Annotated in this window: 8 protein-coding genes; 5 read left to right on the top strand and 3 right to left on the bottom strand. The window is 70.1% G+C overall.

The window, feature by feature from the left end; translation table 11 throughout:
- Positions 1 to 8: 8 nt before the first annotated feature.
- Together ON30_RS40850 and ON30_RS04855 are read right to left on the bottom strand one after the other, a co-directional pair.
- The gene (locus ON30_RS40850; RefSeq protein ID WP_245553939.1) at positions 9 to 1,949 is read right to left on the bottom strand and encodes a hypothetical protein; all 1,941 of its coding nucleotides are present in this window, start codon (positions 1,947 to 1,949) and stop codon (positions 9 to 11) included.
- 102 nt (positions 1,950 to 2,051) lie between these two features.
- Complete coding sequence (locus tag ON30_RS04855) at positions 2,052 to 4,622, bottom strand: FHA domain-containing protein (RefSeq protein WP_040704483.1); 2,571 nt, start codon at positions 4,620 to 4,622, stop codon at positions 2,052 to 2,054.
- A gap of 80 nt (positions 4,623 to 4,702) precedes the next feature.
- Between ON30_RS04855 and ON30_RS04850 the strand changes: the two genes are divergently transcribed.
- Positions 4,703 to 6,175 (top strand): neutral zinc metallopeptidase, encoded by a 1,473-nt coding sequence (locus ON30_RS04850; RefSeq protein ID WP_051028938.1) that lies wholly within the window; start codon positions 4,703 to 4,705, stop codon positions 6,173 to 6,175.
- 17 nt (positions 6,176 to 6,192) lie between these two features.
- Here ON30_RS04850 and ON30_RS04845 read toward each other — a convergent pair whose 3' ends face one another.
- On the bottom strand, positions 6,193 to 7,494 hold the full coding sequence (locus ON30_RS04845) for an FHA domain-containing protein (RefSeq protein ID WP_040704481.1): 1,302 nt from the start codon (positions 7,492 to 7,494) through the stop codon (positions 6,193 to 6,195).
- 180 nt (positions 7,495 to 7,674) lie between these two features.
- Here ON30_RS04845 and ON30_RS04840 point away from each other — a divergent pair, with 180 nt between their 5' ends.
- The 4 genes from ON30_RS04840 (at position 7,675) to ON30_RS04825 (ending at position 12,649) form a co-directional block, all read left to right on the top strand.
- The gene (locus ON30_RS04840; RefSeq protein ID WP_040704480.1) at positions 7,675 to 8,880 is read left to right on the top strand and encodes a DUF7373 family lipoprotein; all 1,206 of its coding nucleotides are present in this window, start codon (positions 7,675 to 7,677) and stop codon (positions 8,878 to 8,880) included.
- Positions 8,881 to 9,034: 154 nt separating this feature from the next.
- On the top strand, positions 9,035 to 10,222 hold the full coding sequence (locus ON30_RS04835; protein ID WP_245553938.1) for a DUF7373 family lipoprotein: 1,188 nt from the start codon (positions 9,035 to 9,037) through the stop codon (positions 10,220 to 10,222).
- Between the two features lie 7 nt (positions 10,223 to 10,229).
- Positions 10,230 to 11,414, top strand: coding sequence for a DUF7373 family lipoprotein (locus tag ON30_RS04830; RefSeq protein ID WP_040704478.1), 1,185 nt, complete (start codon positions 10,230 to 10,232; stop codon positions 11,412 to 11,414).
- 11 nt (positions 11,415 to 11,425) lie between these two features.
- Positions 11,426 to 12,649, top strand: coding sequence for a DUF7373 family lipoprotein (locus tag ON30_RS04825; protein WP_051028937.1), 1,224 nt, complete (start codon positions 11,426 to 11,428; stop codon positions 12,647 to 12,649).
- Positions 12,650 to 12,672 lie beyond the last annotated feature (23 nt).

Genomic DNA, 12,672 nt, shown 5'->3' with positions numbered 1-12,672 from the left:
GAATCGCCTCAGATCCGGACCGGTGGACCCGGATCGATCGCGCCGGGCAGCGACGGGACGACGAAGCGCAACGTGTCGATCTCCGGTTCGGGGCAACTCTGCTCGTCGTGCCCGCGCAGGTCGTGTTCGCGGACGGAGACGACGCCCTGACCGCGCTCGGAGTCGACGCGCGGGGTCAGCGCGCAGGTCACCGACTCCAGCGATCCGGCCAACTCGGCGTGACCGGATTCGTGGGCCAGGCCGACGACCGCCAGCGCGACCGCGCCGACCACGACATTCGCGCCGAACAGATTGCCCTTGAGCCGGTCCCAGCGACCGCCCTTGCGCCGTTGGTCGTCGCCGTCCTCCTCCGATTCGGCCTCCGACCACGGCCCGGGACGGGGCTGCGGCGGCGGATAGCTGCCCGCGGGCGGCGGTCCCGGCTGCGCGGGCGGGGTCGGCGAACGGCCCGGCACCGTGGTGCGCTGGTCCTCGGGCGCGCCGGGCGGGCGGGTGAAGCGGCTGCCGAATTCGGCCAGGTGCGGCGGCAGGCCGCGCGCGGGGTCCTCGCGGGTGACCCGGGTGGTCGGCTCGTCGCCGGCCGGCGCCTCGGGGCGCACGGTCGGGTAGCCGGGCCCGTAGGTCACCACCGGCGGGGTCTGCGCGTCGGGCGCGCGCCACGGCGAGGGAGCCTGCGGCGCGGACGTCGACAAATCGGGCGGAGCCGACGAGGAGGCGGGCGACTGCGGCACCCCCGGCGCGGCAGGGGCGGGCGACTGCGGCGCACCGCCGGGCGCGGTGGACGAGTACGGCGCGGCGGGCGGGGCGGACGGCTGATGCTGCGGCGCGGCCAACTGCGGGGCTTCCGGCTGACGCACCGCTTGCGGACCCGTCTCGGGCCGCCGCTGCTCCGGCGGCGGAACGTGCAGCGGCTGACGCGTCAGCCCGGACGGCCGCGCGGGCTCCGGCCGCGCCGATTCGGCCCGCGGCGGCTCCACGGGCCACCGCGGCTCGGATCGCTGCTGCTCGACGGTGCGCTGCGACTCGGACCGGGGCGGCTCGGGGCGCGGCGGTTCGGGACGGGGCGGCTCAGGACGGGGCGGTTCGGGACGGGGTTCGGGCTCCTCGCCATCGCTGTCGGTCACCAGCAGATGGGTCGCGCCCAGGACCAACGCGTGCATCGGGTGGTCGGCGACCCGGAAGCGGTGGCCGAGGTGGTTCTGGAACGCCAGGCGCAGGGCGTCGTTGAAGCAGACGTTGCCGCACAGCAGGACCGTGGAGGTGTCCGCGCCGATGGAACGGGCCGCGGCCATCACCTCGATGACGACGTTGTCGGCGGAGTGCGGGTCGCGCAATGCCTCCGCGGTGACCGGGACGTCCACCGATTCGGTGGGCTGGTCGTCGTCGCCGTGCACCGCGACGACCAGCATCGTGCGGCCGTCGGAGTAGACGCCGGTAGCGCCCGCTCCGCGCGGATCGCGGGCACCGGGCGGACGCACCAGACCCAGCGCGCGCACGTATCCGGACAGCGCGACGCTCTCCGGCAGCGGTTCGACCGCGACGTCGAGTTGTTCGACCAGGGCCGCGTAGACGTCGATCTTCTCGTCGGGCCAGCCGTCGGGGAACGGCAGCGCCACCACGTCCGGCCGTCCGCGCAGGTATTTGCCCACGGCCGCCAGCGGGTTGTACATGCGGGCGCGAAACACCAGTTCGGCGGGCCAGGTGGCCCCGGCCACCACGATCTGCGGATGGCCGAGGATGTCGCGCACGTCGGCGATCGCCATGCCCAGATCGGGGCGCTGCACGTCCACACCCGCGGTGTGCAATCGTCCCGAGGAATCCGCCAGCAGATACGCCGGCGGCGTATACGTACCTTCCACCTGCACCGGACGGATCGGTGTCCCCGCGCCACCCGCCGCCACGGACACCACATCCCATCCGAGATGCACCGCCCCTACTCGCACCGTCACACGCCTAAGTGTGCCTGGTACCCGAGCGCGATGCTCGCGATACCCGGCATCGGTTCACCCCGGCGTTCACCGGGATGGACGCACGGTCCGCGCCGCCGCGCCTCACGCCGCCGATTTCTTCAGGCGCAGCCGTCGCCAGGTGAAGTAGGCCAGGATCGCGGTGATCACCAGCAACAGCACGACATCCATCACCCACACCTCCGGCTCGTGATCCCACAGCGGGTCCGGTTGGGCGTTGAGGAAGATTTCCTTGATGTTCACCGTGGACGCGCCCGCGGCGTAACCCCACCGCGAGGGGAACAGCCACGACACCTGTTCGAGGCCGGGCCGGTCGGTGACAGGGATGAGGCCGCCCGCCATCACCAGTTGGACCATGATCATCACCACGAGCATCGGCATGACCTGCTCGTTGGATTTGGCCAGGCTCGACATGAGCAGGCCGAACACCACGCAGCACACCGCCGTGAGGGCTATGTCCACATAGAGTTCGACGCTGCCGGAGGGGATCAGCGAACCCGCGCCCGGCGGCTTCTTGCCGACCAGGGTGATCGCGACCAGCACCGCGGCCTGGAGGAAGGCCGTGATGCTGAACACCCAGATCTTGGCGAGCAGGTACGCCGAGGGCAGCAGGCCGACCGCGCGTTCCCGGTAGAAGATCGTGCGTTCGCCGACCAGGTCGCGCACGGTCAGCGTCGCGCCCATGAAGCACGCGCCGAGGATCAGCACGACCAGCAACTGTTGGGCCTCCGCGCCGCCGGAGGGCACGATGTTGCCGCTGACCGGGTCCTGTCGGAGACCGCCCGCGGTGAAACCGTTCTTGCCCGGCACCACCAGCGACAGCGCGCCGAGGATGAACGGCAGCACCAGCAGGAAGGCCAGGTAGCCGCGGTCGGCGAAGATCAGTCTGATCTGTCTGCGGACCAGCGTGGAGAACTGTTTGAATCCGCTGGCGTGCGGCGGACTTCCGGACGGGCCGGTGCGCGGCGCGGGCGGCGGAGGCGGCGGGATGAACGCCTGCCGCGACCGGTAGGCGGCGAACGCCTGGTCCGGGTTGGCGGCGACGTTGGCGAAGATCTCGGCCCAGTCGCTGGTGCCCAGCGCGCCGCCGACCCCGGCCGGGTGACCGCAGAACGCCGTCTTGCCGCCGGGCGCCAGCAGCAGCACCTGATCGCACATGTCCAGGCAGGCCACCGAATGCGTGACCACGATGACGACGCGGCCCGCGTCGGCGAGCTCACGCAGCATCACCATGACCTGACGGTCCAGCGCGGGGTCCAGACCCGAGGTGGGTTCGTCCAGGATCAGCAGCGACGGACCGGTCAGCAGTTCCAGCGCCACCGACGCGCGTTTGCGCTGACCGCCGGAGAGTCGGTCCACGCGGGTGTCGGCGTGCTCGGTGAGCGAGAGTTCTTGCAGGACCCCGTCGATCACCTTCTGGCGGTCGGCCTTGCTGTTGTCGGGGGGCAGGCGCAGCTCGGCCGCGTAGCCGAGCGCCTGACGCACCGTCAACTGCCGGTGCAGCACGTCGTCCTGCGGGACCATGCCGATGCGGGAGCGCAGCGCCTCGTATTCGGCGTGCAGGTTGCGGCCCTCGAAGGTGACCACGCCACCGGAAGGCTGGGTGCTGCCCGCGATGAGTTTGGACAGCGTGGACTTGCCCGCTCCGGAGGGGCCGATGAGGGCGGTCAGCGTGCCGCGGCCCGCCTGCATGTTCACATCGACGAGCAGTTGCTTGTTGCCCTCGACGGTGAACCCGACGCCGTGCACGTTGAGGCCCTGTTCGGCGACCGGCTTCTGCCGGTGCACCAGCGCGCCCTGCTGGACGACGAAGTCGACGTTGCCGATCGTGACGATGTCGCGTTCGCGCAGCACCGTGCGCTGCTGCCGGGTGCCGTTGACGAAGGTGCCGTTGGCCGAGCCCAGATCCTCGATGGTCAGGCCCTCGGCGGCGGCGACCAGTCGGGCGTGCTTGCGCGAGGCCAGCGGATCGTTGACGACGATCTGGTTGTCGCTGGTGCGGCCGATCCCGAGACCGCCGGGCGGGAGGCGGTCGGCGCGGGCGATCGGCGAGGTCGACGGGCGCGCGCGCAACGGCGGGATCGAGGAGGTGTCGGCCCTGGTCGTCATGTTGACGTTGGCGGGCTGCGGCGGGACCTGCGGCTGCGGTGCGGACTGCTGGGGTGGAATCCGGTCCTGCGGCCCCGACTGCTGCGGGGGCGGCGGATTCGGGGGTTGCGGGCGCGGCGGTTGCTGACCGGGCGCCGGACGGTTCGGGTGCTGATAGTTCTGCCGCGGCAGGGCCTGTGAGGACTGCCGCTGCTGCGGTTGCGGGGGCTGATGCGATGGTGCGGGCCGTGCGGGGGCGGCGGGGAGCAGATGCAGCAGCGGACCGCTGATCGCGTCACCGAGCCGGACCTGGATCGGGCGGTCGATCGCCACCGGCTGACTGAGCCTGCGCGCGTCGACGAAAACCCCGTTGGTGCTGCCGTTGTCGGTCAGGACCCACCCGTTGCCCTGCCAGGCCAGCGTCGCGTGCACGCGGGAAACCAGCGGACTGTCCACGAACAGCGTGACCTCGGGCGCGCGACCCATCGTGATCTTCTGATTCGAATCGAATACACGTTCGGTTCCATCATGGCGCACGGTGATGGTCTGCGCCCCCGGTGAAGACATGCAGCGGATACTATGCCATCACCCGGACACAGGCGGTGCCCCCGACGCGCCTTCTGCCCCGGATCAGGCGACCGACGCGAATGTACCCGGCCGACCAAGGGGGAGCCTTGCCGACACGTCGAGCAACCGCGGTGATCACCGTGCTCCTGTGCGCTGCCGCGCTGCTCGCGGGCTGTACCCGCCTGGTCGACGGCCGGGCCGTCTCGGTCTACGACGATCCGTTCAAGGTCGCGGGTCTGCCCACCACCAGCGGTCCCAGCGGCCCGCGCGAGAACGTCCCCGACTCCACGCTGACGGCCACCAACGGCGACGGGGGCGCGGTCGACGCCATGGCGCTCAACGCCATCGACGACATCCAGACCTATTGGCGCGGGGTCTACCCCGCGCATTTCGAGGGCGAGTTCGCCCCCGTCGACCGGTTGCTGTCGTGGAACGCCAAGGCCGCCCGTGGCTCGGCGCCGGAGTTCTGCAAGGAATCCACCTACCACTTGGTCAACGCCGCCTACTGTCGCCTGGACAACTCGATCGGCTGGGACCGCGAGGTGCTGCTGCCCACGATGGAGGAGACCTTCGGCAAGATGGCGGTGGTCATGGTGTTGGCCCACGAGTACGGCCACGCCATCCAGAACATGGCCAAGATCGTGGGGTCCAAGGACCCGGTGATCGTCAAGGAGCAGCAGGCCGACTGTTTCGCCGGGTCGTTCATCCGCCACGTCGCCGAGGGCAAGTCGACGCATTTCACGATCAACACCTCCGACGGGCTCAACTCGGTGCTCGCGGCCACCGTCGCCATCCGCGACTCCGATCCCGACGATCCGGAGAGCGTGCACGGGTCGGCCTTCGAACGGGTCACCGCAGTGCAGATCGGTTTCACCGACGGCCCCGAGGCGTGCAAGAAGATCGACATCGACGAGATCAACCAGCGTCGCGGCAATCTGCCGTCCTCCTTCGACGGCGACCGGCAGCGCGGGGAGTACCCGATCACCAAGGACAGTCTGATCGAGCTCAGCAAGGCCCTCGACGCGATCCTGCCGGTGCCGAACTCGCCGTCGTTCAGTTACGCGGGCGCGCAGATCACCTGCCGCGACGGCGCGGCCACCCCGCCGGTGTCCTACTGTCCGACGACCAACACCATCGCCACCGACGTCGGCGATCTGGCCCAGCGCGGCCTGGCCGACACCGACGACGACAATCCGCTGCCGGTCAAGGTGACCGGCGACTACAACGGCTACGTGGTCTTCATCTCCCGCTACACCCTGGCCGTGCAGCAGGACCACGGTCAGCAGTTGGTGGGCGCGAAGACGGGATTGCGCGCGGCCTGCCTGGCCGGTTACGTCACCGGCAAGCTCTCGGACCCGAACCGCTCGAAGAACCAGGGTGACATCTCGCTGTCGGCGGGCGATCTGGACGAGGCGGTCTCGGGGTTGCTCACCGACGGTCTGGCCGCCAGCGACGTCCAGGGCAAGACGGTGCCCTCGGGGTTCTCCCGGGTCGACGCGTTCCGCGCGGGCGTGCTGATGGGCGAGAGCATCTGCCTGTCGCGGTACTCCTAGGGCTCGGACTCGGCGGTTCAGGCTCCGAAGGGCGGCGGTGCGGCGGGCTCGTAGCGCAGCACGCGGTTGCCGATCATCACCTCGGTGCCCTGCACCAGGATCATCGGCTGGTTCGGGGTGAGCCGGATCCAGTCGCGATAGCCGGGCAGGCGGGTACGGGTGCCGTTGGTGGAACCGCGGTCGACCACGGTGACATCCCAGTTGACCAGGTGGATCTCGGCGTGCGCGCGCGACATCCCCCCGGAGGAGTCGTCCACCTTGAGCGGGATCAGCCCGCGCTGGGCGGCCTCGGAATGCTCCGGGTCCCGGCCGAGGACGGCGTCGGCGGCGAGCATGTAGGTCATGCCGTCGTCCAGGACGAGCATGCCCAGCGGCGGACGCACCACTTCGATGAGCGCCTGGGTCTGGTCGACGGGCATGCCGCACACCGTGCAGAACGCCGAGCGCGGATCGCTGGGATGGGCGCGCGCGCACTTGAATCCGAGCACCTTGACGGTGAGCGCGGTGGCCTTGGCCGTGGCTTCCAGCCGTCGTTGCAGGTCGGGGTCGGGACGCGGGGCCGGATTGGTGCCGCCGAGTTGGGTGACGGCCGCGTGCGGATCCTCCCGCTCGGCCACCGAATCCAGCATCGAGGTCGGGATCTGGTTCGCGGTGGCCGCCGGATGCGGGTCGCGAGGCGCCGAGTCGGCGCGCTGACGCGGGCCTGGTTCGGGATCGATGCGCGCGGTGGGCAGCGGACCCTGATCGGCGGCCGTACCCGTGGCTACGCGCGCGGCCCGACTGCCGTCGGACCACAGGACGGCCCCCGACGCCTGGGCGATCCCCTCCACCAGCCACCCCACACCGCGCGCGGCGGGCAGTTCCGGTATCCGGCCGTCGGATTCGTCGACGTAGAGCGCGGCGGCCCGCGCGGGCACCGGCGCCACCCGGTCGACGGTGAACGCCGCGTCGCCGCCGCGGAACCGGTCGGTGCGGCCGTCGTCGTCGAGCAGCGCGGTGACCGCGCCGTGCAGGAAGATCGCCAGACCACCGTGCTCGGCGGCGGACAGGATGCCGAAATCGATGGGGACGCCGGGGCTGATCTGTTCGGCCGAACGCATCAGCCAGCGGGTGGCCTGGCGGGCGACCATCGCACCCGGACCGGCGGGTTGCAGATCGGCGGCCTCGCTCACCAATTCGGCCAGCGACTCCGCGGCGACCGCCGCCGGAGATTCCGGGGTGGGCAGACCGGGCCCGCGATGGGCGACGAGCACCACCGCGCCCGCGACCCTGGCCACGACATGGCCACCCGCGACGACCTCGACCTGCCGATCCTTCAACGGTATCCGCCTGCGCCGCGGGCCGGATCCAGAGTCGTCGCCATACCGAACAGGGTAGTGGTCGGGCGGCGCGGGCGACGACCGCTCCCGCGGGTACACCGGAGCCGGCCCAACTGTCGCTCTCCACCGCGCCCTTCCGGTAACTTCGGAGGCACATACGGGAGGAACGAGGGGCCTGTCATGGTTCGGATTTCGCGCGTCGCGCTGCTCGCCGCCTGCGCGCTGGTCGCCACGCTGACCACGGGCTGCGCGGGTGTCTCCGGGACGGCGGTTCCCGGCGAGATGGATGTGCGCGGCCTGGAGGTCGGCACGTATCCGGTCGACGCGCACACCTACGACCAGAACTCCTCCGGCAAGGGCTCCCTGCTCGAGGGCATGCGGATGGCCGACGCCGTCGCCCCGACCGTGGAGATCGATTCCTCGCTCAAACACGGACGCGGCAGCACCGTCATCCCGGACAGCACCGAGGCGCTCGACTTCGTCGCCAACGTCTCCAAACCGGTCCTGGACAACCGCAAGTTCGTCGTCGGCTTCGCGGCCAGCGGCGCGGACAAGGCCGATCCGACGGGGCAGACCAGGCCCGCGACCGACACCACCGCGGTCACCAACGTGTTGCTGCGCTTCCCCGACGAAGCCTCGGCGAAGTTGGCCGCGCGCGAACTCGAGGACGCCGACCTCGGCGTCTCCCCCGACAACCGCAAACTGCCCTCGACCAAGTACCCCGACGCCTACATCCACTGGCGGCCGGGCGTCGCGAACGTCGGCGCGTTCCACGCCCACGGCGAATTCGTCATCTCGCTGTTCATCCAACGTCCCCGGGCCGACAGCACCGACCTGTCGAACTGGGTCGACCGGGCCTTGGCCGCGCAGATCCCGGTGCTGGACAAGTTCCGCGCCACCCCCGTGAACCAACTGGATTCGCTGAAGGTCGACGCGGACGGCCTGCTGGCCCGCGTCGCGGTGGCCGACCGCAAAGGTCACACCCCCGACCCGGGGTCGTTCGCGGTCTACGGCCCCAACCACGGAATCCACTCCGCCGACGACGAATCGGTCACCCGCAGGCTGCTCGCCGACACCGGCGTGGACAAGGTCGCGATCGTGGACGCCAGTTCGGTGACCAGGGTCCGCGACGCCGAGGCCGCCCCGGTGCTGCTCCAGGGTCTGATCGACACCGTCGGCGACCAGTTCGATCCGATCAGCGCGCCCAAGGACGTCCCGGGCGCGCAATGCCTGCAACTCAACGGCAAGGGCGATCCGGAGCGGGATTACAAGTACCGCTGCTATGTGGCCTACAAACGCTACGTCGGCGTCGTGACCAGTGACAAGGAGCCCGACGTGCGGCAGAAGGTGGCGGCGCAGTACGCGCTGCTCGCCAACAGCCTGTAGCGGAATCGCCCGCGTCGAGTAGCATGCCGGGCGGGGGTGCGCCAGGACGGGGGAACGTGAGGCGTGCCGGCGAATTCCCGGCACGGTGCTTCCGTCGGCAGCGCACCCTGGTACCGAGTTTCCGAACGGGGGGAATGTGGGATTCCGACGTGGATTGTTCGCGCTCGTGGCCGCCTCGGCGATGCTGGCGGGGTGTTCGTCGACCACCGTCGAGGGCACGGCGCGGCCACGGGTGCTGCCCGTGGACGTGGCGACCCTCAAGACCGGCGCGTACCTGCCGCAACCCTCGGCGTACGAACCGGACATCCTGAGCCAGGACGATCTGCGCGCCATCGAGGCGCGACGGATGCTGGGCTACCTGGCCCATCCGTCCGACATAGATCCCGAGATCTCGGTGGCGGGCGATCTGCGGTTCTTCACCGCGGCCGACAAGCCGTTCAGCCTCGGCATCCTGCCGGAGCAGTTCCGTCCGGCCACCGTCGACAACAACATGATCGCGGGCGTGTACGTAGCGCGGATCAACGAGAGTCTGCGCAGTCGTAAGAAGTTGATCGTCTCGGTGCTGCGCTTCCCCACCGACGCGGCCGCGGCGAAATCGGCCGAGGATTTCGCGCGGATCGCCACCGCCGACCCGGCGGTGCACACGCTCGCGATTCCCGGCCATCCCGAGGTCCGGGCCTCCTCGCGCGACGACGTCACCGGCCTCGCGTTCCACAATCGCGGACCGTATGTCGTGCTGATCAACGCGGGCATCCCCACACCGGACGCCACCGCGCTCACCGCCGTGCTCGGCAAGACCCTCGACCGGCAGCGCACGGCGATGGAGGGATTGACTCCGATCCCGCTGGACGACCTGCTCGACATCCCCGCCGATCCGGAGAGCATCATGCGGCGGGCCCTGCCGCGCGCGCCGGACTACAGCGACCCCTTCGACGACGACACCGATTTCGGCGCCTACAGCCCCGCCGCCGAATTGCAGTTCGAACGCGATCCGGTGCGGGTCGCCGAGGCTTTCCGGACTTCCGGGGTCGACCTGGTCGGGCGGCGCGGCGGTGTGGTGTACCGGACCAGGGATCTACCCGCCGCGTTCGCGCTGCAATCGGTGCTGATGTCGGCGGGCCGCAACGACGAGGTGCTCGACCCGCCTCCCGGTCTGCCGGACGCGCGGTGTCTGCGACTCTTCGACGACGACGCGCTGCGCGGCTTCGACGCGCTCTGCACGGTGGTCCACGACCGCTATGTCGGTTTGGTCGTCTCGCGGACACCGGCCGCCGCGCGCATCGACCTCAACCTGTATCAACGTGCGGCCGCGCAGTACGCGATTCTCGCCAACAGTGGATAGGTCACGGATGCGATTCGGATATTTCACGGCCGTGCTCACCGCCGTCGCCTTGGTGCTGTCAGCGGGCTGTTCCGACCCTGAATCGTCGGGGCCCGTCACGCTGGACGTGTCGACACTGGATTCAGGGAACTATCCGGCCACCCCGCGCAGCATGGACTTCCAACTGGACCCGAAATACGGCCCGCTGCGCGAAGCGATCCGGATCGGGGCGGTGATGCCGTTGATCCTCGACACCGACGGCCGGTTCACGGTGCAACGTCTGACCAGTCCGGAACGACGGGTGATACCCAAGGTGCCGCCCGCGCTCTGGGGCCTGGACATCGACGAGTTCAACGAATTCACCACCGGCATGATCGCCGGTTGGACCACCAGCGGCGAGCGCAGGCGGCAGTTCAACATGGGGCGGCAGATCACCATGCACGCCCTGCGTTTCACCGATGCCGCGGCGGCGGCCACCGCCGCGGACCGATTGATCGAACGCCAAGCCCTGAAAGCGCCCGGCCAGGCCGTCACCCTGCCGAATCAACCCGCCGCCCGCGCCAAATTCACACCGGACAAGCGCTACCTGGATGTCTGGCTGCCGCGCGAGGACATGCTGCTCTACGTCCACGTGGACGATCCGGTCAGCGAACCGCTGCTCGCCGAAGATCTGATCACCCTCGCGCACGCCGCGCTCACCGATCTGATCGAAGGGCTGCGCGCCTACTCGCCCACCCCGCGCGACCAGATCGCCGCGCTGCCGGTGGACGTCGACGGGCTCCTCGGCCGCACTTTGCCCGCGGCGACCGCCGAAGGCAAAGCCGATGTCCGCTCGATGCTGCTGCCCGCCCAGGCCGCCCTGCACTACGACCTGTTCCCGGCGACCACCAAGCCCGCGCTGCTGGACGCGGGGGTCGATCTGGTCGCGGTCTCCGACGCCCGGGTCTATCGGGCGAGCGACGCCGCCGCCGCGGATCGGCTGATCGCCGCGTTCGCCGCGCAACTCGCCGAGGGTGTCCGCGCGATCGACAGTCCTCCCGGAATGCCAACCGTCCGTTGCTTCGAGACCAAGGACACGAAGGTCAGTTCCGGGCTGTACCCTCCCACCTGCCTCGTACCGTACGACCGGTTCGTGGGCCGGGTCACCGGCCAGAACGTCCAGGAGCTGCACCAGAAGGCCGCGGCACAGTACAAGCTGCTCGCCTTCCGATGAGGAGTCCCACCATGCGTCATCCCCGGTTCCGCGGCAAGCGCACCGCGCTGCTGCTCGTCCTGCTCACGCTGGGCGTCGCGGGCTGCGGCACGGTGATCCCAGGAGCGGCCACCCGCGCGCGACCGGACTTGTCGAAACTGGACCTCGGCAACTACCAGACCGTGCCGCGCGACCTCGGCAACGCCCAGAGCCAACGGCAGGCCCGTGCCAGGGAATCACAACGGCTCGCGGACTACGTCGCCCTGCCCTCCGAGGTCGATCCCGCCTACACCGACGACGTCTGGATCACCCGCTCGCACATCGTGCTCAACAGCAAGACGCTCGGGAACATCGTCATCAACGACACCTTCGACGACGTCGCCAAGGATCTGGTGGCCGGGTGGGTCAACGCCGAATCGACCGGCGGCGACGATCCCGCGACCCCGCGCCGCACCCTGAACATCGCGGTGCTGATGTTCCCGGACGCCGCCACCGCCGCCTCCGTCGGACCGACGCTGGAACACGACGACTTCACCTACAACCCTGACAACCAGCCCGTCACGATCCCCGATCAGCCGGGCACCGTCGCGCATTGGCGGCCCTCGATCAATTCGATCGGCTCGTGGACCGTGCACGACCGCTATGTCGTCTACATCAAACTGGTCGACGACACCGGGCCGCCGGATCTGCCCGCGCTCGTCGGCCGTGTCGACCAGATGCTGGACGTGCAACGGCCGCTGCTCGACCAGTTCGCGCCCACGCCCGCCGCGGAACTGTCCCGCGTCGCGCTGGACCCGGACGGGCTGCTCGGGCGCACGCTGCCTTCCGCCCCGGAAGCGCCGTACCGGCCCGAACCCGACGGCGTCTACACCGGGCGCGGCATCGTGACACTGCTGCTCAACGGCGGCAAGAAGACCTTCGACACCCTGCGGGAATTCGAGGTGGACCGGGCCTCGTTCGGCAACGCGGTGGTCTTCCGCAGCCGGACCGAACGCGGGGCGCAGGGCCTGTGGGAGCGCTGGAAGCTGTCCGCGGGCCTCGAGGACGGTCAGCAGGTCGTCGCCGCGCCGAGCGGGCTCGAGGACTCCGTGGAGTGCATCTCCCAGCACTACACCACCAGCACCGGCGACCGACTGTTGATCGGCCATCTGTGCATGATGCGGGTCGACCGCTACGTCGTCCAGTCGCGCAGCAAGCAGTTGCCCGAACTGCACCAGCAGATCTCGGCGCAATACGCTCTGCTCACCAGCCCGTGAGGTCCGCGATCGTGCAGTATGGG

Source organism: Nocardia takedensis NBRC 100417, from assembly GCF_000308695.1.
Classification (GTDB): domain Bacteria; phylum Actinomycetota; class Actinomycetes; order Mycobacteriales; family Mycobacteriaceae; genus Nocardia; species Nocardia takedensis.
This window is presented reverse-complemented; position numbering and strand designations above follow the sequence as displayed.